This is a genomic window from Ruegeria sp. BJ3 (genome assembly GCF_056535665.1).
In genome coordinates this window covers 1,616,432-1,637,132 of sequence record NZ_JBQFIT010000001.1, presented here as the reverse complement: position 1 = coordinate 1,637,132, position 20,701 = coordinate 1,616,432, and the positions used below count along the sequence as shown (strand labels likewise).

The window sequence follows — 20,701 nt, the reverse complement described above, 5'->3', positions numbered from 1 at the left end:
GCAGGCGTGGTATCCGAGACATCATCAAGCGCCGACATTGGCAAGGATCGGAACTTCGTCACTGCACTGGCGCGGGGGCTTGAACTGCTGCGGTGCTTTCGCCACGGCGAAACGGCCCTGACCAACACGGATTTTGCCGAACGCACGGGTCTGCCCAAGCCAACGATCTCGCGGTTGACGCATACGCTGTGCCAGCTTGGTTACCTTGTTCAGGACCACGCAGGCGGTTCGTATCGGCTTGGTGTCGGAGTGCTGCGCCTGGGGTTTGGAGTTCTGGGAGCGGCTGACATATGCGAGCGTGCCGTCGAGGTGCTGAGGGAACTGCGCGATGGAGCCAATCCTTACCTGACGGCCGCCCTCGGCGAAGCGCATCGGGCCGAGGTCGTATACGTCGCGGTCAGCAGGTCGACGCAGAACGTGGCGCTTACCATGCATGTCGGATCCCGGCTGCCGTTGTTCTCCTCGGCCATGGGGCGGGCCATTCTGGTTGGCATGACCGAGGATCAAAGGGAAACCGCGGTTTACGCTGCACGACGCGATCTGAACCTGCCCGAAGGTCACCTGCGCGACTCGATAAAAACCGCGTTGGATGAGTACGATACACAAGGTTATTGTACCGGATATTCTCTGTGGCGGGACGACGTCCATGCCATTTCCGTTCCAGTATCCACCGCCAGCGACGGGCGGGTATTTGGATTGAATATCGGCGGGCCCAGCTTTTACGTGACCCCGGAAGAGCTTGAAAAAGACCACGCGCACAAGCTTATTGATGCTGCCCGGCAATTGGGACTGCGTCCTTGAAACCTCAGTGCAACGCCTCGAGTTCGAGTTCTACGTTGGCCAGGCTGTTCTTACCAAAAAACATCTCGGAACCGACAAACAAGCTAGGCACCCCAAAAACTCCGCGGCGAACGGCCGCCTTTGTCTGATCCTTCAGAGTCTGCTTGCCCAAATCGCCGGTGATCGCCTCGCGGATTTTTCGTACGGGCAGCTCATGTTCTTGAACGATGTCGGTCAATACATTCAGGTCGTCAATCTTCTGCCCGTGCACCCATATTGCATCAAAAACGGCATCTATGTATCTGCCTTCCCAAGGTCTTCCCATCGCCGCGACTGCCCCACGCATGGCGAACTTCGTGTTCAGCGGAAAATAGGGGCTCATATGAAAGATCAGGCCTCGCCGCCGCGCAAAGCGGTGCAGGTCATGGGTCAGATACGCCGATTTCTTCCGATTTTCCGAAAACGCCTGAAATGGGCTCTGGTTGTTGGTGGCCTTGAAAACTGTGCTCAGCAGAACCGGCACATAACGGATCCTGGCCGCGTGCCGCGCGGCGAGATCTGGCAAAACCTTATGAGCGAGGTAAGCGTTTGGGCTGCAAAAGTCGTATACGAATTCCACGTTCTGCGTCATCTGGCACCTCCGGCCGGTGGCGAAATCAGGGGGTAACGGCTGCAAATCACGAATCCAGAACGCCGTCAGTCTAACAGCGTCGTGGGTCGTGGCCGAGAGCGGACTTGCTGATCGCCCGCCCGGCAATTTTTGCCGGCTTTGTTTTTTGGGCTGTTTTTCTCTGCCACGGGGCGGCAGGATTGCGCGTAGGTGAAAGAAAAAACGGGGAAATTTCGGCCAATGCAGTTTGATCGGACGAGGCTGAACCGCATTCAGACATGGATGCAAAGGTATGTGGACGAACGAAAATACCCCGGTTGTGCCTTTCTGTTGAAGCAGCACGGGCGCGAAGAGTTCTTTCACGATTGCGGATTGCGTAGTCTCGAGGGTGATTTGCCGTTCGACCGCCAGACCTTGGTTCGCATCTACTCGATGACCAAGCCAGTAACCACGACAGCGCTGATGATGCTGGTAGAACAAGGTCTAATGCACCTTGAGGCGCCGGTGTCCGAGTTTCTGCCGGAATTCGCCGACATGAAGGCGTTGCGGAAAGACGCGCAATCCATTGATCAAACAGAAGACTCGACGTCGCCGACCCTGCATCAACTGCTGACCCACACCAGCGGGCTAAGCTATCCATTCAACCCGGGCATTCTGCCCGCTGCGATGGATGCTCAGGACCTGATGTTCAAACCGGACCAGGGTCTGCTGGCCGATCAGGTTCGGGCCGTGGCTGCATTGCCGCTGGCGTTTCAACCCGGCAGCCGCTGGGAGTATTCGGTTGGCATCGACGTAATCGGACGCGTGGTCGAAGTGGTGTCCGGCAGGAGTCTGAGCCAATTCTTTGCCGATGAGATCTTTGGCCCGCTTGGGATGGACGAAACCGGGTTTTCGGTTCCCAAAGGGGCAGGGGACCGGTTCGCCTCGCTCTACACACCGCTCGAGGGGGACGCGATGGCCCTGAACGCGGCCAGGTCCGGCGGCGAAACGTTGCGATTGGTGGATCCGGCCGGAAACTCGCCATTCGAAGCGGCCACGCTGTTTTCCGGCGGTGGTGGGCTGGTCAGCACGATCGACGATTTTGCCCGTTTCGCCGAGATGCTACGCGCAAATGGGCAGGTGGGTGATCAACGACTGCTGGGCCCGAGCACAGTGGACTTCATGATGCGCAACCACTTGCCGGGCGACATCGCGTCCATGGGGCCCCAAAGCTTTGCCGAACAGCCAATGGACGGCATGGGGTTCGGGCTTGGCGGCGCTGTGGTTTTGGACCCGGGCCGTGCACGTACCCCCGGATCGGTCGGAGATTTCAGTTGGGGCGGAATGGCGTCGACCTTTTTCTGGGTCGACCAAAAGAACGACCTGTCGGCGGTTTTCTTTACTCAGTTGTCGCCCTCCAGTTCTTACCCGTCACGCTCGGAACTCAAAGCGCTGGTTCACGCCGCCCTCATTGAATGACCCGCGCGGGCCTGCTAGGCCGATCACGAACAGAACCAGAGAGAGTCGAATGACCGAAGCCGAACGCATTCTGTTGGATTTGCTGGACATTGAACGCCTTGAAGTTGACCTGTTCCGAGGCACCGGGTCCGGCGGTGAAACGCCCACGCGGATATTTGGTGGTCAGGTCATCGCACAGGCTTTGGCAGCAGCATACCGAACGGTCGAAAACCGCCTTTGCCATTCGCTGCATGCCTATTTCATCCGTCCGGGAGATCCGGAAATTCCGGTTATCTATCAGGTGGATCGCGCACGGGATGGCGGGTCGTTCACCACACGGCGCGTGGTGGCAATCCAGCACGGCAAGCAGATCCTCAACATGTCGGCCTCGTTCCACATTCAGGATGAAGGCTGGGACCATCAGCACGCGATGCCTGATGTCCCAGCGCCCGAAACGCAACCGTCACGCGATGAATTGCGGCAGAAATACCTGAACCGCGTTCCCGAAAGGCTGCGCGCCGAATTGCTCCGCGAACGCCCGATCGAGGTGCGCGAGATTGATCCCCTGGACATATTTCAGCCCGAGAAAAGCGACGACCGAAACCATCTGTGGTTCCGCATGGGAGCAGCGGAACAGGCTGATCACGTGACCCAACACCTGTTGCTGGCCTATGCCTCGGACATGGCGCTGCTGAGTTCCGGCATGCGTCCGCACGGGTTGAGCTGGTTCACGGGCGAAATCAATGGCGCGAGCCTGGATCACGCGATCTGGTTTCATGCGCCGGTTCAATTCCAGAACTGGCATCTCTATTCCATGGAGTCGCCATGGACAGGGCAGGGACGCAGCTTCAACCGCGGGTCAATCTATACGCAGGATGGTACCTTGGTCGCGTCCGTCGCGCAGGAAGGCCTTCTGCGCCGCGCTCGTAAGAAAGACTAGGTATCGCCTGCAAACTGCTGATTCAACTTGTTCATTCCCGAAATCCAACGGTCGTAATCGGCGGTTTTCAAGCGCATGTAGTCCAGAACCTGCGGGTGCGGCAGAACCAGAAAGCTCTCAGCCCCAATGGCCTCGACACATGCCTGTGCCACGTCCTCGGGTTCAAGCATGCCATCAATCGCGGCTACTGAGTCTTCAAACCCTTTGGTCATTTCCGATCGGACGGCCTGAGGACACAAGACCGAGACCCGGATGCCTTTGTCGGCATAGGTCAAAGCCAGCCATTCCGCGAAACCAACCGCCGCATGTTTGGTGACTCCGTATGGCGCGGCTCCGGGCTGGTTGAGCAGCCCCGCAGCGGAAGCCGTGATCAATATGTAGCCGCCGTCGCGCGCAATCATCCGCGGCACCAGATGGCGGGCCGTCCACACATGAGACATGACGTTGATCTTCCAGATCCTATCCCAATGCGCATCGGGAACATCGAGACCGCCAAGCGTCAGAATGCCGGCGTTGGCACAGAACAGATCAATTGGGCCGATGCTGGATTCAACGCTTTCGATCATTGCCTGGATTTCGTGTTCGTCGGCCACATCGCATTTGACCGAATGCCCGCCAATGTCCTGCGCGACGGCTTCGGCACCGGCTTCATCGATATCCGCACAGATCACACGCGCGCCGTCCGCCGCGAAGCGCGTCGCCATACCTTTGCCGATGCCGTGGGCTGCACCGGTAATAACTACGATTTTGCCTTGAAGGTCCATCAGCGCATCCTGTCTTGGTTTCACACAGGACCGTAACAGGTTGAAATAGCACCGCCAACGCGAACGTAGCGGTGCCAGGCCTTGCACTTTAATTACATAATACCGATTACGCGCACTTTGGGTTGCGGATCAGTAGAATGCTTGCAACCCGGTCTGCGCCCGCCCCAAGATCAACGCATGAACATCATGCGTGCCCTCGTAGGTATTGACGGTCTCAAGGTTGACCATGTGACGAATGACTTGGAACTCCAACGAGATCCCGTTGCCACCATGCATGTCCCGCGCCATCCGCGCGATATCCAACGCCTTGCCGCAATTGTTCCGCTTGATGATCGAGATCATCTCAGGCGCGGCTTCGGCTTTGTCCATCAGCCGTCCGACCGTCAGGCTGGCCTGTAAACCCAACGCGATTTCAGTCTGCATGTCCGCCAGTTTCTTCTGGAATAGCTGTGTCTGCGCCAAAGGACGATTGAACTGCTTTCGATCCAAACCGTACTGACGCGCCGCATGCCAGCAGCATTCTGCAGCCCCCATGACACCCCAACTGATGCCATAGCGCGCTCGATTCAAGCATCCGAATGGCCCTTTCAGGCCCTGGACGTGCGGCAACAAGGCACTGTCGTCGACCTCCACGCCGTCCATAACGATTTCACCGGTGATTGACGCGCGCAGGCTAAGCTTGTTTTGGATCTTTGGCGCGCCCAGACCCTTGGCGCCTTTTTCAAGTACGAAGCCGCGGATCTTTCCGTCATGCGCATCGGACTTGGCCCAGACAACAAACACATCGGCGATTGGCGCGTTTGAAATCCACATTTTGCTGCCGGTCAGACGGTAGCCGCCGTCGATCTTTTCTGCCCGGGTTTTCATACCAGCCGGATCAGATCCCGCATCCGGTTCGGTCAGGCCAAAGCAACCGATCCATTCACCACTGGCCAGTTTCGGCAGGTATTTCCGGCGCTGCTCTTCGCTGCCATAGGCATAGATCGGATACATCACCAGCGAGCTTTGCACCGACATCATCGAGCGATAGCCGGAATCCACACGTTCGACCTCGCGCGCGACGAGACCGTAGGTTACGTAACCGGCGCCAATCCCGCCGTATTCCTCGGGAATGGTGGTGCCCAGCAGGCCCATTTCGCCCATCTCACGGAAGATTTCAGGATCGGTTTCCTCGTTCTGAAACGCCTGAGTTACCCGAGGTTGCAGCTTTTCCTGCGCATACGCACGGGCGCTGTCGGCGATCAGGCGTTCATCCTCGGTCAGTTGATCAGACAGGCGGAACGGATCGTACCAAGTAAAGCGGCCAAGATCGGGCGCATCCTTTGCGCGCAATGCAGGTTTGGTGTCGGGGGCGTTCATCTTCTGGCTCCAAACTGAAGTTCACACGCACCCTACCCTGCAATTTACGCAAAAAACAGCGAGACATTTGCAAGTTTTCATGAGTAAAACGCATAGATGGATACGCCTCGTCGACTCTTTCCGTCAATTTCTTCGCTTCGCGCGCTCGAAGCGTTGGACCGGCTGGGCTCCGCCTCGGCCGCCGCGGAAGAGCTTGCGCTGACCCAGAGCGCCGTCAGCCGGCAACTGCAGACGCTCGAGACCCAGCTGGGCGTGCAGCTCATTCTGCGTGACAAAAAGCGATTGGCGTTGACGCCGGTGGCGCAGGACTATGTCGCGGAAATTCGACAAGGTCTGAACCAAATTGCGCAGGCTTCCCTGAAACTGCACGTCGCGCCAGTGGGTGGAACGCTGAATCTGGCAATCCTGCCGACATTCGGAATGCGTTGGCTGGTGCCACGGCTGCCGGATTTCGCCCGTTTGCATCCTGACATCACGATCAACATGTCCACGCGTCTGAGGCCATTCAACTTCTCATCGGAACCCTTTGATGCCGCGTTACATTTCGGGGAACCGGATTGGCCCGGCACCGAGCGCTTGCTGCTGAAGGTGGAAAGGGTTCTGCCTGTATGTTCCCCCGCGCTGCTGCCAGGAGGCGCGCCGGACGATCCGCGCGAATTGCTGAAACTGCCCCTGCTTCACATCCAGACCCGCCCGCGCGCCTGGCAAGAATGGTTCAAGCAAATGGGTGTTCCGCATTCAGGCGCCCTGCCCGGTACGGTGCACGATCAATTCACGACCATCAATCAAGCCGCCCTGCATGGGCTGGGCGTCGCCTTGCTGCCCAACTACCTGATCGAGCAAGACCTGGCGACCGGCAGGCTTGTTGCGGCCTGCAAGGATCCGGTTGAAACCATGGGGGCCTATTACCTGGTCTGGCCAAGCTCAAAGTCCGAAGATCCGACACTTCGGCACTTCCGTCACTGGTTGGCTTCTCAGGCCCAAAACGACGAAACACTGCCCAGGTAGGCTAATCCAGCGCGTATCCAGCACCTCGAACCGTTCGAAGGGGGTCGGATCCGCCGAATGCCGTCAAAGCCTTGCGCAGTCGACCAATATGGACATCCACGGTGCGGGAATCGACATAGACGTCACGCCCCCAGGCACGGCCCAATAGCTGATCGCGACTGAACACGCGCCCCGGCTTTTCCATGAAGGTGCTCAGCAGCCGGAATTCGGTTGGTCCCATCCGGAGCGGCTTGCCCGCTCGACTGGCCTTGTGGCTTTCGAGGTCCACGATGATGTCGTCGTATTCTAGGGTTTCCGCAGCCGCCGCCGGGCGTACCCGACGCAGTTGAGCTCGGATCCGCGCCATCAACTCCGCCATCGAATACGGTTTGGCCACATAGTCATCGGCCCCCGTCTCCAAACCACGCACTTTGTCCACCTCATCCGACCGCGCCGACAGCATGATGATCGGAATTGCGCGGGTCTGCGGGCGTGCCTTTAGCTGACGACACAACTCAATCCCACTGAGATCGGGCATCATCCAGTCAAGCACGATCAAATCAGGCGCCACCTCTTGGACCAGCACCAGGGCTTCTTCGCCGCTTGCCGCCTGAACCACTTCGTACCCGGCGGACTGCATGTTGTAGGCCAGCACCTCGCGCAGCGCCGGCTCATCATCGACGATCAGGATAGTCGGCTGGCCTGTCGGCATGCCGGCCACTCCCTACAGAGATTGCGAGGTGTTGTCTGCTTTCGGGCGCGCTTCGGTCGGCCGTTCGCCGGTCACCAGATAGATCACCTGTTCGGCGATGGCAGTGACGTGGTCACCCATCCGCTCGATGTTCTTGGCGATGAAATGCAGATGCATGCATGCCGTGATGTTGCGCGGGTCTTCAGCCATGAAGGTCAGCAACTCGCGGAACAGGCCGTTGTACATCTGGTCCACTTCCTGGTCCCGATCGATGACGTCACGGGCCAGCTCAGCATCCCTTTGAATATAGGCATCCAATGCGTCACGCAGCATCCGCTCGACCTCGCGCGCCATGCGGCGCAGTGCGGCGGTGCTGCCGCCGATCTGGTTGGCCTCGACCAGAATGGTGGTACGCTTGGCGATGTTCTTTGCGTAATCGCCGATGCGTTCCAGGTTGGCCGAAACCTTGAGAACCGACAGCACCAACCGCAGGTCGCCGGCGGTGGGAGCCCGCAAAGCGATCACCCGGGCGGTTTCTTCGTTGATCAGGTCCTCGAGCGCATCAATGGCCTTGTCGCCCTGCCGCACCTGCTGCGCCAGTTCCTCATCCCGCGTTTCCAGCGAACGGGCCGCACCTGTGATCGCGGCCTCGACCAGACCACCCATTTTCATGATGTGGGCTTGAACCGCCTCAAGATCGCGGTCGAAGGCAGATGCAATATGTTGTTCGCTCATGGTCTTTTACCTGTTCTCAGCCGATACGGCCGGTGATGTAGCTTTCGGTACGCGGGTCTTCGGGGTTGGTGAAGATTTGGGCGGTATCACCGAACTCGACAAGATTGCCCAAGTGAAAAAACGCCGTTTTCTGGCTGACGCGCGCCGCCTGTTGCATCGAGTGGGTGACAATCACGACCGAAAACCTCTCACGCAGTTCATCAATCAGCTCTTCGACCTGGGCGGTGGCAATCGGGTCCAGCGCCGAACAGGGCTCGTCCATCAACAGAACTTCGGGTGCTGTGGCGATGGCGCGGGCGATACACAGGCGCTGTTGTTGCCCCCCTGACAAACCAGTACCAGGGGCATCCAGGCGATCCTTCACCTCGTCCCAGATGGCACCGCGGCGTAGGGATTTCTCGACGATCTCGTCAAGTTCGGCCTTGGTCTTGGCCAGACCATGAATGCGCGGACCGTATGCGATGTTGTCATAGATCGACTTTGGAAAAGGGTTGGGTTTCTGAAACACCATGCCGACCTTGGCGCGCAGTTGCACGGGGTCGATCCGCTTGTCATAGATGTCTTCCCCATCCAGGCGAATTTCTCCCTCGACCCGACAGATGTCGATGGTGTCATTCATCCGGTTCAGACATCGCAAAAAGGTAGACTTGCCGCACCCCGAGGGCCCAATGAACGCCGTGACGGTCTTGTCCTGGATTTCTACATTCACGTCCTTGATGGCGTGCGTGTCACCATAGAACACGTTCACGTTCCTGGCTGAGACCTTGAGGGTTTCGGGTTCCAATGCGCTATCCACGGGTGGCGGGTCCTTCGTTTTTTGGTCCGAGTGCTCGGCTTGACCGTTCCTAGCCTATCACGCGCCGGTCTTACATGGGCAAAATGACGGTGAACACCGCGCCCTTTCCCAAATCACTTTCCACTCGCAACCGGCCGCGGTGGCGGTTGATGATGTGCTTGACGATAGCCAGGCCCAGCCCCGTACCCCCCAGTTCGCGCGAGCGATGGCTGTCGGCGCGGTAAAACCGTTCGGTAAGCCGGGGCAGATGAACCGGGTCAATGCCAGGGCCCTTGTCGATGACCCTCACCCGGGCGGCCGGTCCCCGGATGGCGGTATCCTGATCTGAGACCGACACTTGCACATCCACACTGCCACCGCTGCCACCATATTTGATTGCGTTTTCAACAAGGTTTGTGAAAACCTGCCGCAGCTGATCATTGTCGCCCGGAAGGCGAACGGGGTTTTCCGGGGCGCTCAGATTCAGGGAAACGCCCGCGTCATCAGCCAAGGGGCGTAGCGTCTCGAGCGTCACGTGCAGCAGCTCGACCAGTTCGATCTGCTGCCTTGGCCGAATGCGCTCTTCGCTTTCGACCCGATTCAACGACAACAAGTCACCAACCAGACGATTCATCCGGTTGGCCTCGGATGTCATGATCTTCAGGAATCTGTCCCGGGCGGCCGCGTCATCCTTCGCTGGTCCTTGCAAGGTCTCGATGAATCCCATCAAAGCGGTCAGTGGGGTACGAAGTTCGTGGCTGACATTGGCAACGAAGTCACGACGCATCTGGCTGGCCTGCTCGAGGTGGGTCACATCCATAAACGTTGCCAGAACCGCGCCACCGGAAACCGCGCCGACGCCCTGCATGTACCGACAGTGGACCTGAAACGCAGTGTCCTGTGCGCCGTCGTTCGCCAGATGCCGGCTGTTGGCCGGCCCCTTGCTTCGCAAGCTCTTCTCCATCGCTTCGATGACCTGCGGCTGTCGCAGGATCGTCGCAAAATGGCGACCGTCGATGTTTCGACCCAACAGCGCACGCGCATCCGCGTTCGAAGCGATGATCCGCTCGGTCTGATCGACCATCAATGCAGGCATCGGCAAGGCAGAGACGACTTCGGCAAGCAATTCGTTGCTCATGACCGGTTCACAGGACCTATGCGCCGGGCGAAACGGGCGTCAGCGTTTCCCGGAACTTGCGCATGTTCTCTTGATAGTGCACCGCACTGAACGTGATCCGCTGGGCCGCCGCCTCGTCCAGTTGCCGAACCACCTTACCCGGGGCTCCCATCACTAGAGAGTTGTCGGGAATCTCCTTGCCTTCCGTGATCAGGGCCCCTGCCCCGATCAGGCAGTTCCGGCCGATCTTCGCGCCGTTCAAAACGATGGCCCCCATACCAATCAGGCTGTTGTCACCGATGGTGCAGCCATGCAGCATCACTTTGTGGCCGATGGTGCAGTTCTTTCCGATCGTCAGAGGAAATCCGGCGTCGATATGCATCACGCAGTTCTCCTGAACGTTGCTGCCCTCGCCCACGCGGATTTCTTCGTGATCGGCGCGGATCGTGCACCCGAACCAAACAGATGCACCTTGCTCCAGGACAACTTTGCCGATCAGGTTCGCGTCCGGCGCAACCCAGCTGTCTTCGTGAATCTGCGGGACGTCCTGTCCCAATGCGTAAATGGTCATGACATGCTCTCGAATTCGTATTGCAGGGCGCGGACGTGATCCTGCAACCGAGGCTGCTGAATACGGCGCATCCGCTCGGCGCTGACGATCGTCTTCAGCTTTTCCTCGGTTGTGGCCAGATCGTCATTGATCAACACATAGTCGTAGTAGCCCCAATGGCTGATTTCGTCCCAGCTTTTCATCATGCGCTTGGAAATGACGTCGGCGCTGTCCTGACCGCGGGTTTCAAGCCGGCGGCGCAGCTCTTTGATCGATGGCGGTAGAATGAAAATGGACAACGCATGTTTGCCCAGCTCGGAATTCCGTATCTGCACTTCACCCTGCCAGTCCACGTCAAAAAGCACGTCCCGCCCGCTCTGGATCGCTTCGCGCACTGGACCAGCTGGTGAGCCGTAGAAATTGCCGAACACGTGGGCATGCTCAAGCATCTGCCCATTTGATACCTGCTGGCGGAAATCATCTTCGCTGAGAAAATAGTATTCGCGTCCATGTTCCTCACCCGGGCGCGGGGCGCGTGTGGTGGCCGAGATCGAAAATTCGAGATCGGTGTCCCACTCCATCAGGCGACGGGCCAAAGTGGATTTTCCGGCACCCGAGGGCGACGACAGGATGATGAGTAGACCGCGGCGATCCGCCATTACACTTTTCCTTGCTTATTCAACATTTTGCACCTGCTCTCTCAACTGGTCGATCACCGCCTTCAACTCCAGACCGACCGATGTCAGTTCCGAGTTCTGGGATTTGGAGCACAGCGTGTTGGCCTCGCGGTTGAACTCCTGCATCAGGAAATCCAGCTTGCGGCCGACCGGGGCCTCCTGCTCCAGCAGAGCGCGCGCGGCTACGACATGCGCGGCCAGGCGGTCCAGTTCTTCGGTGATGTCCGCCTTGACCGCGATCAGGGCCAACTCCTGCGCCACCCGGTCAGGATCAGCGCCCTGACTGTTTTCCATGACCCGCGCGAGGTTCTGGCGCAGAGTGTCGGCCATGGCTTCCTTGCGCCGCTCGGCCAGCTCGGTGGCCTGCTCGGTCAGGGTCTGGATCTGATCCAACTGGGCAGACAGGACGGAAGCCAGGGCTTGCCCCTCATCCCGGCGCATTGTCACAAACTCGGCCAGCAGACTGCCAAATTCGGATTTCAACGCCTCGACCAGCGGAGCGGGATCGTCGTCTTCGGCTGCTGCGTCCAGCATCCCCTTGAGCATCAGCAGATCGCTGGCTTTTGACGGTGCAAGCGCGACGCCCTTGTTGACCGCCAATTCCTCGGCTTGCGCCAACGCATCCAGCGCGGCGCTCATTGCGCCTTCGTTCAGCTTCAGTTCCGCGGCGGTTTCTTCGCGGGCGACGCGCAGGCTCAGCGTCACGTTGCCCCGGCTGATCTGTTTGGACATATCCGCGCGCAGCGCAGCCTCAAGTCCCGTCAGCCAGTCCGGCACCCGCAACCGCATGTCCAGACCCTTGCCGTTGACACTGCGCAGTTCCCAGCTCCAGCTGTGCGGCCCCAATGCGCCCTTTCCGGATGCAAAACCGGTCATGGATTTGATCATGCCTGCCCTTTCCCACTGCTGCGCAGCCTTGTTCTGCTGCACCTAAAGCTATCGTACCCCATAGGGCAAGACCTTGCCGGATGTGCAATTCATCGCAAGAAGTTAACCATTCCTTAAAGATTTGGTCCAAAATTGAATAAACCCGTGTCAATCTGTCAGTCGAAGGATGGGTCGGCCGCTATCGCTTTGCATGGCGCACGGACCGGATGGCCGCCAATCGACACGAGGTGCATGGTAATGAAAACCTTCCTCTGGAATGGTTCCGGGTCGAAAGCTGGAAAGATCATCGCAATGGATCGCTTTGACAGTGGGCGCAGTCTGTCCCCCATCCGTCAGGCTGAGGCGTATTGGACCGCGCTGCTGAGCGGCGACGGCGTTCCCAAGCGTTCCCAGATCGACCCACGCGGCCTCGAAAACATTCTGGAATACACATTCATTCTGGAACGCATCGCGCCCGGCCTCGCCCGGTTTCGACTGGCGGGAAGCCATCTGAACAAGATCGCGGGGATGGAGGTGCGCGGAATGCCTCTGACCGCCTTCTTTGATCCCAGCGCCCGTGATCAGGTGTCAGAGACACTGGAAGAGGTGTTCGCCGCTCCGGCGATCGGTGAGTTCAGCCTTGTTTCAAAAGGCAAGCTCGGCCGGACGCGGCTGCAGGCCCGCATGATCCTGTTGCCCCTCAGAAGCGATCTGGGGGATGTCAGCCGGGTGCTGGGTGTGATGGTCAGCGATGGCACGATCGGCGCTACTCCGCGCCGGTTCGGAATCGCGGACACTCGAATCCGCACGCTGGTGAACATTCAGGATCAGGCCCACAACAGCCGGCCTGTCGAGGTGGGTTTTGCCGAGGATCAGGCCGATTTCCAGAGACCGGCGAAACACCTGCGGCTGGTATTCTCTCGCGACGAGTAAAAAGCAGAACGGCGGACCCGAGGGCCCGCCGTTTGCGTTTCAATCCGACATGCCTCAGCTTGCCGCGCGGTCCTTTCGGTCACGGCGCAGGTTGGTCAGCTCTTCAGCCACCAGGAACGCCAGCTCCAGCGATTGCGATGCGTTCAGGCGCGGGTCGCAGGCGGTGTGGTAGCGGTCCGACAGGTCCTCTTCGCTGACGGCGCGGACGCCGCCGGTGCATTCGGTCACGTCCAGACCTGTCATCTCGAAATGCACGCCGCCGGGGATCGTGCCCTCGGCCTGATGCACGCCGAAGAAATCCCGCACCTCGCGCAGGACCGATTCGAACGGACGGGTCTTGTAGCCGGTGGCCGACTTGATCGTGTTCCCGTGCATCGGGTCGCAGACCCAGGTCACCTTGGCGCCCTCTTCCTTGACGGCCTTGATCAGGCGCGGCAGGTGCTCGCCCGCCTTGCCCGCGCCGAAGCGCGCGATCAGGGTCAGACGGCCTTCTTCGTTGTCCGGGTTCAGCTTGGACATCAGAACCTTGAGGTCTTCGGCCGTTGTCGTCGGGCCGCATTTCAGACCGATCGGGTTCAGCACGCCCCGGCAGAATTCGACATGCGCGCCGTCGGGCTGACGGGTGCGATCGCCGATCCAGATCATGTGGCCCGAGCCGGCCAGCCATTTGCCCGAAGTCGAATCCAGTCGCGTCAGCGCCTCCTCATATTCCAGCAACAGACCTTCGTGGCTGGTGTAGAACTCGACGGTCGAGAATTCATGGGTGGTATCTGCGGTGATGCCAGCGGCCTCCATGAAGTCGATCGTGTCCTGAATGCGGTCGGCGATCTCGGAATACTTCTGGACGTCCTGTTCGTTGGTAAAGCCCAAGGTCCAGGAATGCACACGGCTCATGTCCGCGAAACCGCCGGTCGAGAACGCGCGCAGCAGGTTCAGAGTGGCTGCAGCCTGGGTATAGGCCTGCAGCATCTTTTCCGGGTTCGGGATACGCGCCTCGGGCGTGAAGGCCAGCTCGTTGATGATGTCACCACGGTAGCTTGGCAATTCTACGCCATCGACCACTTCGGTCGGCGCGCTGCGCGGCTTGGCGAACTGGCCGGCCATACGGCCCACCTTGACCACCGGAACCTTGGCACCATAGGTCAGAACCATCGCCATCTGCAGCATCACCTTGAAGGTGTCGCGGATCGCATCGGCGCTGAACTGGTCGAAGCTTTCGGCGCAGTCCCCACCCTGCAGCAGGAAGGCCTCGCCACGGCCGGCCGCGCCCAAGTGCTGTTTCAGACGCCGGGCCTCGCCCGCAAAAACCAGCGGGGGATACTGCGAAAGCTTGGCCTCGACTTTGGCCAGCGCGGCCGCGTCGGTATAGTCTGGCATCTGAACCCGCGGCTTGCTGCGCCAGTTCGTTTTTTGCCACTCGGTCATAGCTTTGATCTCCGCTGAGGTAATTCAGGTGGTCTCTATACAAAATCCATAGACCAGAGACCATATCCGATTTGCGCCTCTTGACGTCGGAAACAAGCTTTGAGCATGGTGTCGGTCAAATTCGCCGCAGGCCTCGGGCCTCGGCCCGCCGAATCAAGGACAGTTCGCCATGCAAGAGCAACGCCAAGTTGTCACTGTGGACAAGCGCGCGGCCAAGCCGCTCAATTTCGTATTCGTGTTGCTCGACAAGTTTTCGTTGCTGTCTTTTGCCTCGGCACTGGACAGCCTTCGGATTGCCAATCGGATGGCGGATCAGCAGATCTATACCTGGTCGCTGGCCGGTGAAGGCGGAGAGGTGGTCAGCTGCTCGGCCGGGACGACGTTCGAGCTTGACCGCGACCTGGACGAACTGCAGCGGGACGAGGTGATCCTTGTATGTGGCGGCGTCGATGTTCAGGCGGCGACCACCAAAAAGGTTCTGAACTGGCTGCGCCGCGAGGCCCGCAAAGGTCTGAAGATCGGTGGCTTGTGCACAGCCGCCTATACCCTTGCCAAAGCCGGCCTGCTGGACGGCAAACGCGCCACCATCCACTGGGAAAACGCCGACAGCTTTGCGGAAGAGTTCGAAAACGTCGAACTGACGAAATCCGTCTTTCTGATCGACGGCAACCGGATGACAACGGCTGGTGGCACCTCGTCAATCGACCTGATGCTGAAGCTGATTGCCGATGACTACGGTGAAGAGTTGGCTAACGCCGTAGCTGACCAGATGATCTATTCCTCTATCCGCACCGATCAGGACACCCAGCGCCTTTCGACGCCCACGCGGATCGGTGTGCGCCACCCCAAGCTGAGCCAGGTCATCCTGATGATGGAGAAGAACATCGAGGAGCCGATTTCGCCCTCGATCCTGGCCAAGGATGTTGGCATGTCGACCCGCCAGCTCGAGCGGCTGTTCCGCCGGTATCTGAGCCGTTCGCCCAAGCGCTATTACATGGAATTGCGGCTGCACAAGGCGCGCAACCTGCTGATGCAGACCGACATGAGCGTGATCAACGTGGCCTTGGCCTGCGGTTTTGCCAGCCCCAGCCATTTCTCGAAATGCTACCGCGCGCATTACAACACCACGCCCTATCGCGAGCGTGGAACGCAGAGTGGACGGCTGTCGGTCTGACACCTAGAACTTCGCCAGAATGGACTCGGCGCTGGTGTTGATGCTGAACTGCAGAACCATCACGCCGTCGTCGCGTTGGTGCAGAAGAGCGTAATAGTAGAGATAGCTGTTCTTGTCGTTCCAGTAGATCCGCATTTCCTGCGCGAACCCGTTCTCAAGCTCGACCCGTTTGGCAACGTCGGCATTGGTCAGGTAGTACGGAACAAGGTCACGTAGCTGCCCTTGCAGGACTTGCATCTGCTGCGGCGTGTATTCGTCGGCGCCGCCCAACCGGTTGATGACGTTCGAGAACTCGCGGTTCTTGATCTTGGTGTCGACGAAGGCTTCGTAATCGGCATAGGTCGCAAAGACCTCGTCGGCCGCGGCGGGAAGTGTCGAAAGGGACAAAAATATTGCTGCGAGAATGCGGAACATCTCAATCCTCTTAGAAGTGTATCGCTGCACTCCTAGGACGAACGGGAAATCCTGTAAACCGCACCCTGCCCGACCGAGATGAACCAGATCGCCCCATCCGGGGCCTGCACGATGTCACGGACCCGTTCGGTCTCGGGGCCTTTGATCTGCTCGACCTCGCGCAACGGGTTGCCGGACAGCCGTGCGATATAGTCGAATTTCAGCGAACCCACGAAGATGTCACCCTGCCATTCGGGAAACATCCCGCCGGAATAGACCATCAAGCCCGACGGCGCGATGGACGGATCCCAATACAAGCGCGGCTGTTCCATTCCGGCCTTGCTGGTGCCTTCGCCGATCTTCTCTCCGGAATAATGCGTCCCGTAGGAAATGACCGGCCAACCGTAGTTGGCGCCGGGTTTCACAAGGTTCACTTCGTCCCCGCCCTTGGCGCCATGTTCCGAGACCCACAACCGGCCACTCGTATCAATATCAGCGCCTTGCGGATTGCGATGACCAAAGGACCAGATCTCGGGGCGGATGCCTTCTTGCGCGACAAACGGATTATCCGCCGGGATCGAGCCATCGCGGTTGATCCGAATAACCGTCCCCATGTGGTTCGAGCGGTCCTGTGCGGTCGGCCTGTCGCCACGATCCCCCAAAGTGATGAACAGCGTCCCGTCCTGCGCCTCGACCACGCGCGATCCGAAATGCCGGCCACCCGAGCCGCCGGGAACCGCTTCGAATATCACCTTCAGGTTGGTCAGCCGCTTGCCGTTCTCGGACAGGCGCGCCACGGCAACCGCCGTACCGGCCCCGCCGCTCTGTGGCTTCGAGAATGTGAGAAACACCTCTCTGGTGCGGTCAAAATCGCGGGCGATGGTTACGTCCAGCAGACCGCCCTGCCCTTGCGCCGCGACTTTCGGAACGCCCCGTACCTTGGTGGCCTTGCCGTCACGCGCCAAAAGCAACTGGCCGTCGCGCTCGGTAACCAAAAAACTGCCATCAGGCAGCAGGCCGATCGCCCAGGGCGTATCGAGGCCGGCAAGCATGGTCGTCACCGAGACCTCGCCTGCGGATGTCTTCAATGACTCGCCCGACGCGACGCTGCCGCAAATCATCAGAATGAGAATCGTGAAAACCCTGATCATATCTATCGCTCCAATCCCGGTCAGAATGAGCCGCCCGGGAACCAAACCTTAGAAAACAAATAGAGTTGTTCAGCCAAAAGACACATTCCTGTTTGGACTTTTCTTTTCTGAACAGCTTGCCTAGGGTCTTGCTCAGAACGCATACGTTCCAACAAGGGAGTAACCTAATGAAAAAGCTGCTTACTGCGACTGCAGCAACCGCATTGCTGGCTGGTGCCGCAATGGCCGAAGACGTCAAACTGGGCGTTCTGTTCGGATTTACCGGGCCGATTGAATCGCTGGCCCCGGCAATGGGTTCGGGCGCCGAACTGGCGATGGCCGAAGTGACCGAATCCGGCAAGCTGCTGGGCGGCGCCACCGTCACCCCGTCGCGTGCCGATACCGGCTGCATCGACAACGGTCTGGCCACCTCGAACGGCGAACGCATGATCGCCGATGGCGTTGCCGGCATCATCGGCGGCGACTGCTCGGGTGTGACTGGCGCAATCCTGCAGAACGTCGCTATTCCGAATGGCATGGTCATGATCTCGCCGTCGGCGACCTCGCCCGGCCTGTCGACGATGGAAGACAACGGCCTGTTCTTCCGCACCGCCCCGTCGGATGCGCGTGAAGGTCAGGTTATGGCCGACATTCTGAAAGACCGCGGCATCAACTCGATCGCTCTGACCTATACCAACAACGACTACGGCAAAGGTCTGGCCGACGCGATCCAGTCGTCGTTCGAGGCCGTGGGCGGCGAAGTGACCATCGTTGCAGCACATGAAGACGGCAAAGCGGACTATTCGGCCGAAGTCGGCGCGCTGGCCTCGGCCGGCGGTGACATCCTCGTGGTTGCCGGTTACCTGGATCAGGGTGGTCTGGGCATCATCCAGTCCGCTCTGGACAGCGGCGCGTTCGACACGTTCGGTCTGCCGGGCGGCATGATCGGTGACTCGCTGCCTGCGAATGTCGGCCCCGATCTGGACGGCTCGTTTGGTCAGATCGCCGGTTCCGGCGGTGAAGGCGCCGAGAAATATTTCGCGATGGCCGAAGCCGCGGGCTTTGACGGCTCGTCGCCCTACTCGCCCGAAAGCTATGACGCTGCCGCGCTGTTCATGCTGGCCATGCAGGCCGCAGGGTCGGCCGATCCGGCCCAGTACGGTGGCAAGATCCTGGATGTGGCCAACGCCCCCGGCGAGAAGATCTATCCGGGTGAACTGGCCAAGGGTCTGGAACTGCTGGCCGCTGGTCAGGACATCGACTATGTCGGCGCTTCGGGTGTCGAACTGATCGGTCCGGGCGAAAGCGCTGGGTCCTACCGCGAGATCGAAGTGAAAGACGGCAAGAACGAGACCGTCAAGTTCCGTTGATCCGTCAGCTGACCGCATGATACCAAGCAGCCCGGGCCTTGTGCCCGGGCTGTTTCAATGACAAAAGGCGCCACCTTATCTTTGGGATGGGGCAACACGAAGAACCGCGAAAGCCGCGGACAGGGGAACACATGATCGTCGTCGAGGACGTGCACAAGCATTTCGGCGGTTTCCATGCGGTGGACGGGGCATCGCTGGAGATCGAAAAGGGCTCGATTACTGGCCTGATCGGTCCAAACGGGGCCGGAAAAACCACTCTTTTCAATGTGATCGCGGGTGTTCTGCCTCCGACCAGCGGCAAGGTCTGGATGGATGGCGAAGACATCACCGGCCTGCCGCCCCATGATCTGTTTCACAAGGGGCTGTTGCGCACGTTCCAGATAGCGCACGAGTTCTCGTCGATGACATGCCGCGAAAACCTGATGATGGTCCCCGGTGGCCAATCCGGTGAATCGCTGTGGAACACATGGTTCGGCCGCAAGCGGATTGCGGATGAGGAACGCGCCCTGCGCGCCAAGGCCGACGAGGTGCTGGAGTTCCTAACCATCGAACATTTGGCCGACCACAAGGCGGGTCAGGTCTCGGGCGGCCAGAAAAAGCTGCTGGAACTGGGCCGCACGATGATGGTGGACGCCAAGATCGTGTTCCTGGACGAGGTCGGCGCAGGCGTGAACCGCACCCTGCTGATGACCATCGCCGATACGATCCTGCGTCTGAACAAGGAACGCGGCTATACCTTCGTAGTGATCGAACACGACATGGATTTCATCGGCAAGATCTGCGATCCGGTGATCTGCATGGCCGAGGGCAAGGTTCTGGCGCAAGGCACACTGGACGAGATCAAGGCCAACGAGCATGTCATCGAGGCCTATCTGGGCACTGGGCTCAAGAACAAAGACCAGTTGGAGGCCGGGGCATGAGCGACAACCCCTATCAGGACGACAAGGGCAACAAGGACGCCTCGATCACCAACACGCATGGCATCGGCACGATGACGCCGGCCCATCGGGTCAGCGGCAAGACCCACCGGGTAGAGGGCGGTCCATTCCTGATCGGTGACACCATGACCGGCGGGTACGGCAAAGGCCCCGACATTCTGCACGATTGCACGATCGCCGTGGACAAGGGCGAAATCGCCGTGATCGTCGGCCCCAACGGCGCTGGCAAATCCACCGCGATGAAGGCCGTTTTCGGCATGCTGGACGTGCGCGCCGGATCGGTGCGGTTGGATGGAGAGGACATCACCAACCTCAGCCCACAGGACCGAGTGATCAAGGGCATGGGCTTTGTGCCCCAAACGCAGAACATTTTCACCTCGATGACGGTTCAGGAAAATCTGGAAATGGGCGCGTTTATCCGCACGGATGATTTCTCGGACACGATGGAACAGGTGTTCGAACTGTTCCCGATTCTGCGAGACAAACGCAACCAGGCGGCGGGAGAGCTCTCGGGCGGTCAGCGCCAACAAGTGGCCGTCGGCCGCGCGCTTATGACCAAGCCCAAAGTGCTGATGCTGGACGAACCGACCGCGGGCGTTTCGCCGATCGTAATGGACGAGCTGTTCGACCGCATCATCGAAGTGTCGCGCACCGGCCTTCCGATCCTGATGGTCGAGCAGAATGCACGCCAGGCGCTTGAGATCGCCGACAAGGGCTATGTGCTGGTCCAAGGGCGAAACGCATACACCGGAACCGGCAAGGAACTGCTGGCGGACGAGGAAGTGCGCAAGTCGTTTTTGGGCGGCTAACCGACGCTTTTCAGAACTGATTTTTTTATGGGGCTGGTCGGGATTCTCGACTGGCCCTTTTTCTTGATCGCTTTGCGCAAAATTGAAGGCCAGAAGATGGCAATCGGTGTTTCCGGCTATGACCTTCTTCTTGAGAACCCTTATTAGGCATCTGAAAAGTATAAATTATTTCCTGGTAGCGCACCGCTTCAAAAAGCCTGTGGAAATTCCCGGAATGCCTATCTGCTGCTTTAATCAGGT

Annotated in this window: 23 protein-coding genes; 10 read left to right on the top strand and 13 right to left on the bottom strand. The window is 59.3% G+C overall.

Features of this window, described 5'->3' with window-relative positions; genetic code table 11:
* Nucleotides 1–6 precede the first annotated feature (6 nt).
* Nucleotides 7–801 (top strand): IclR family transcriptional regulator, encoded by a 795-nt coding sequence (locus ACR3EL_RS08200; RefSeq protein WP_367646341.1) that lies wholly within the window; start codon nt 7–9, stop codon nt 799–801.
* A gap of 4 nt (nt 802–805) precedes the next feature.
* On the opposite strand, the gene ACR3EL_RS08195 is transcribed toward ACR3EL_RS08200, so the two are convergent.
* The gene (locus ACR3EL_RS08195) at nt 806–1,411 is read right to left on the bottom strand and encodes a 2-hydroxychromene-2-carboxylate isomerase (protein WP_093962062.1); all 606 of its coding nucleotides are present in this window, start codon (nt 1,409–1,411) and stop codon (nt 806–808) included.
* Between the two features lie 104 nt (nt 1,412–1,515).
* Here ACR3EL_RS08195 and ACR3EL_RS08190 point away from each other — a divergent pair, with 104 nt between their 5' ends.
* The 3 genes from ACR3EL_RS08190 to ACR3EL_RS08180 are packed head-to-tail and all read left to right on the top strand — an operon-like array spanning nt 1,516 to nt 3,767.
* A complete protein-coding gene (locus tag ACR3EL_RS08190; protein WP_254920127.1) occupies nt 1,516–1,641 on the top strand; it encodes a hypothetical protein in 126 nt (41 codons plus the stop codon).
* Nucleotides 1,631–2,848, top strand: coding sequence for a serine hydrolase domain-containing protein (locus ACR3EL_RS08185; RefSeq protein ID WP_170338615.1), 1,218 nt, complete (start codon nt 1,631–1,633; stop codon nt 2,846–2,848). The genes ACR3EL_RS08190 and ACR3EL_RS08185 overlap by 11 nt, the downstream gene beginning before the upstream one ends.
* A 49-nt stretch (nt 2,849–2,897) precedes the next feature.
* Nucleotides 2,898–3,767, top strand: coding sequence for an acyl-CoA thioesterase (locus tag ACR3EL_RS08180; RefSeq protein WP_170338613.1), 870 nt, complete (start codon nt 2,898–2,900; stop codon nt 3,765–3,767).
* On the opposite strand, the gene ACR3EL_RS08175 is transcribed toward ACR3EL_RS08180, so the two are convergent.
* The gene (locus ACR3EL_RS08175) at nt 3,764–4,531 is read right to left on the bottom strand and encodes an SDR family oxidoreductase (RefSeq protein WP_170338611.1); all 768 of its coding nucleotides are present in this window, start codon (nt 4,529–4,531) and stop codon (nt 3,764–3,766) included. The two genes, ACR3EL_RS08180 and ACR3EL_RS08175, sit on opposite strands and share 4 nt — an antisense overlap.
* Nucleotides 4,532–4,660: 129 nt before the next feature.
* On the bottom strand, nt 4,661–5,890 hold the full coding sequence (locus tag ACR3EL_RS08170; RefSeq protein ID WP_170338609.1) for an acyl-CoA dehydrogenase: 1,230 nt from the start codon (nt 5,888–5,890) through the stop codon (nt 4,661–4,663).
* Between the two features lie 96 nt (nt 5,891–5,986).
* On the opposite strand from ACR3EL_RS08170, the gene ACR3EL_RS08165 reads away from it, so the two are divergent.
* Nucleotides 5,987–6,898: a LysR family transcriptional regulator gene (locus tag ACR3EL_RS08165; RefSeq protein ID WP_170338607.1), complete on the top strand. Its 912-nt coding sequence runs from the start codon at nt 5,987–5,989 to the stop codon at nt 6,896–6,898.
* Between the two features lies 1 nt (nt 6,899).
* Here the strand turns inward: ACR3EL_RS08165 and phoB are convergent, their stop codons facing one another.
* From phoB to ACR3EL_RS08130, 7 genes are all read right to left on the bottom strand, one after another.
* Entirely contained in the window at nt 6,900–7,589 is a 690-nt protein-coding gene (phoB, locus tag ACR3EL_RS08160; RefSeq protein WP_480721134.1) for a phosphate regulon transcriptional regulator PhoB, read from the bottom strand.
* A 12-nt stretch (nt 7,590–7,601) separates the two neighbouring features.
* Nucleotides 7,602–8,303: a phosphate signaling complex protein PhoU gene (gene phoU, locus ACR3EL_RS08155; RefSeq protein WP_093962068.1), complete on the bottom strand. Its 702-nt coding sequence runs from the start codon at nt 8,301–8,303 to the stop codon at nt 7,602–7,604.
* Between the two features lie 16 nt (nt 8,304–8,319).
* A complete protein-coding gene (gene pstB, locus ACR3EL_RS08150) occupies nt 8,320–9,099 on the bottom strand; it encodes a phosphate ABC transporter ATP-binding protein PstB (RefSeq protein ID WP_093962069.1) in 780 nt (259 codons plus the stop codon).
* 70 nt (nt 9,100–9,169) lie between these two features.
* Nucleotides 9,170–10,216: a sensor histidine kinase gene (locus tag ACR3EL_RS08145; RefSeq protein ID WP_480721132.1), complete on the bottom strand. Its 1,047-nt coding sequence runs from the start codon at nt 10,214–10,216 to the stop codon at nt 9,170–9,172.
* Nucleotides 10,217–10,232: 16 nt separating this feature from the next.
* Complete coding sequence (locus ACR3EL_RS08140; protein ID WP_480721130.1) at nt 10,233–10,766, bottom strand: gamma carbonic anhydrase family protein; 534 nt, start codon at nt 10,764–10,766, stop codon at nt 10,233–10,235.
* On the bottom strand, nt 10,763–11,404 hold the full coding sequence (gene gmk, locus ACR3EL_RS08135) for a guanylate kinase (protein ID WP_170338600.1): 642 nt from the start codon (nt 11,402–11,404) through the stop codon (nt 10,763–10,765). The genes ACR3EL_RS08140 and gmk overlap by 4 nt, the downstream gene beginning before the upstream one ends.
* Before the next feature lie 15 nt (nt 11,405–11,419).
* Nucleotides 11,420–12,310 carry a YicC/YloC family endoribonuclease gene (locus ACR3EL_RS08130; protein ID WP_170338598.1) on the bottom strand — a complete coding sequence of 297 codons (891 nt, stop codon included), beginning with the start codon at nt 12,308–12,310 and terminating at the stop codon, nt 11,420–11,422.
* A 237-nt stretch (nt 12,311–12,547) separates the two neighbouring features.
* Here ACR3EL_RS08130 and ACR3EL_RS08125 point away from each other — a divergent pair, with 237 nt between their 5' ends.
* Nucleotides 12,548–13,222: a PAS domain-containing protein gene (locus ACR3EL_RS08125; RefSeq protein WP_170338597.1), complete on the top strand. Its 675-nt coding sequence runs from the start codon at nt 12,548–12,550 to the stop codon at nt 13,220–13,222.
* 54 nt (nt 13,223–13,276) lie between these two features.
* Here ACR3EL_RS08125 and ACR3EL_RS08120 read toward each other — a convergent pair whose 3' ends face one another.
* Nucleotides 13,277–14,647, bottom strand: coding sequence for a class II 3-deoxy-7-phosphoheptulonate synthase (locus ACR3EL_RS08120; protein ID WP_093962074.1), 1,371 nt, complete (start codon nt 14,645–14,647; stop codon nt 13,277–13,279).
* Nucleotides 14,648–14,816: 169 nt separating this feature from the next.
* Here ACR3EL_RS08120 and ACR3EL_RS08115 point away from each other — a divergent pair, with 169 nt between their 5' ends.
* A complete protein-coding gene (locus tag ACR3EL_RS08115; protein ID WP_170338595.1) occupies nt 14,817–15,821 on the top strand; it encodes a GlxA family transcriptional regulator in 1,005 nt (334 codons plus the stop codon).
* A gap of 3 nt (nt 15,822–15,824) precedes the next feature.
* On the opposite strand, the gene ACR3EL_RS08110 is transcribed toward ACR3EL_RS08115, so the two are convergent.
* Both ACR3EL_RS08110 and ACR3EL_RS08105 read right to left on the bottom strand, forming a co-directional pair.
* Entirely contained in the window at nt 15,825–16,235 is a 411-nt protein-coding gene (locus ACR3EL_RS08110) for a hypothetical protein (RefSeq protein ID WP_170338593.1), read from the bottom strand.
* Nucleotides 16,236–16,267: 32 nt separating this feature from the next.
* The gene (locus ACR3EL_RS08105; protein ID WP_170338591.1) at nt 16,268–17,365 is read right to left on the bottom strand and encodes a PQQ-dependent sugar dehydrogenase; all 1,098 of its coding nucleotides are present in this window, start codon (nt 17,363–17,365) and stop codon (nt 16,268–16,270) included.
* 167 nt (nt 17,366–17,532) lie between these two features.
* On the opposite strand from ACR3EL_RS08105, the gene ACR3EL_RS08100 reads away from it, so the two are divergent.
* From ACR3EL_RS08100 to ACR3EL_RS08090, 3 genes are all read left to right on the top strand, one after another.
* Entirely contained in the window at nt 17,533–18,714 is a 1,182-nt protein-coding gene (locus ACR3EL_RS08100) for an ABC transporter substrate-binding protein (RefSeq protein WP_170338589.1), read from the top strand.
* Nucleotides 18,715–18,845: 131 nt separating this feature from the next.
* Complete coding sequence (locus ACR3EL_RS08095) at nt 18,846–19,634, top strand: ABC transporter ATP-binding protein (protein ID WP_093962961.1); 789 nt, start codon at nt 18,846–18,848, stop codon at nt 19,632–19,634.
* Nucleotides 19,631–20,461 carry an ABC transporter ATP-binding protein gene (locus ACR3EL_RS08090; RefSeq protein ID WP_170338588.1) on the top strand — a complete coding sequence of 277 codons (831 nt, stop codon included), beginning with the start codon at nt 19,631–19,633 and terminating at the stop codon, nt 20,459–20,461. The genes ACR3EL_RS08095 and ACR3EL_RS08090 overlap by 4 nt, the downstream gene beginning before the upstream one ends.
* Nucleotides 20,462–20,701: the final 240 nt, after the last annotated feature.

Excerpts from the sequence above, each read along its gene's own strand:
- ACR3EL_RS08195 (WP_093962062.1), bottom strand. The coding sequence starts at position 1,411 with ATGACGCAGAACGTGGAATTCGTATACGACTTTTGCAGCCCAAACGCT.
- ACR3EL_RS08185 (WP_170338615.1), top strand. The coding sequence starts at position 1,631 with ATGCAGTTTGATCGGACGAGGCTGAACCGCATTCAGACATGGATGCAA.
- ACR3EL_RS08180 (WP_170338613.1), top strand. The coding sequence starts at position 2,898 with ATGACCGAAGCCGAACGCATTCTGTTGGATTTGCTGGACATTGAACGC.
- ACR3EL_RS08175 (WP_170338611.1), bottom strand. The coding sequence starts at position 4,531 with ATGGACCTTCAAGGCAAAATCGTAGTTATTACCGGTGCAGCCCACGGC.
- ACR3EL_RS08170 (WP_170338609.1), bottom strand. The coding sequence starts at position 5,890 with ATGAACGCCCCCGACACCAAACCTGCATTGCGCGCAAAGGATGCGCCC.
- ACR3EL_RS08165 (WP_170338607.1), top strand. The coding sequence starts at position 5,987 with ATGGATACGCCTCGTCGACTCTTTCCGTCAATTTCTTCGCTTCGCGCG.
- phoB (WP_480721134.1), bottom strand. The coding sequence starts at position 7,589 with ATGCCGACAGGCCAGCCGACTATCCTGATCGTCGATGATGAGCCGGCG.
- phoU (WP_093962068.1), bottom strand. The coding sequence starts at position 8,303 with ATGAGCGAACAACATATTGCATCTGCCTTCGACCGCGATCTTGAGGCG.
- ACR3EL_RS08145 (WP_480721132.1), bottom strand. The coding sequence starts at position 10,216 with ATGAGCAACGAATTGCTTGCCGAAGTCGTCTCTGCCTTGCCGATGCCT.
- ACR3EL_RS08140 (WP_480721130.1), bottom strand. The coding sequence starts at position 10,766 with ATGACCATTTACGCATTGGGACAGGACGTCCCGCAGATTCACGAAGAC.
- gmk (WP_170338600.1), bottom strand. The coding sequence starts at position 11,404 with ATGGCGGATCGCCGCGGTCTACTCATCATCCTGTCGTCGCCCTCGGGT.
- ACR3EL_RS08130 (WP_170338598.1), bottom strand. The coding sequence starts at position 12,310 with ATGATCAAATCCATGACCGGTTTTGCATCCGGAAAGGGCGCATTGGGG.
- ACR3EL_RS08125 (WP_170338597.1), top strand. The coding sequence starts at position 12,548 with ATGAAAACCTTCCTCTGGAATGGTTCCGGGTCGAAAGCTGGAAAGATC.
- ACR3EL_RS08120 (WP_093962074.1), bottom strand. The coding sequence starts at position 14,647 with ATGACCGAGTGGCAAAAAACGAACTGGCGCAGCAAGCCGCGGGTTCAG.
- ACR3EL_RS08115 (WP_170338595.1), top strand. The coding sequence starts at position 14,817 with ATGCAAGAGCAACGCCAAGTTGTCACTGTGGACAAGCGCGCGGCCAAG.
- ACR3EL_RS08110 (WP_170338593.1), bottom strand. The coding sequence starts at position 16,235 with ATGTTCCGCATTCTCGCAGCAATATTTTTGTCCCTTTCGACACTTCCC.
- ACR3EL_RS08105 (WP_170338591.1), bottom strand. The coding sequence starts at position 17,365 with ATGATCAGGGTTTTCACGATTCTCATTCTGATGATTTGCGGCAGCGTC.
- ACR3EL_RS08100 (WP_170338589.1), top strand. The coding sequence starts at position 17,533 with ATGAAAAAGCTGCTTACTGCGACTGCAGCAACCGCATTGCTGGCTGGT.
- ACR3EL_RS08095 (WP_093962961.1), top strand. The coding sequence starts at position 18,846 with ATGATCGTCGTCGAGGACGTGCACAAGCATTTCGGCGGTTTCCATGCG.
- ACR3EL_RS08090 (WP_170338588.1), top strand. The coding sequence starts at position 19,631 with ATGAGCGACAACCCCTATCAGGACGACAAGGGCAACAAGGACGCCTCG.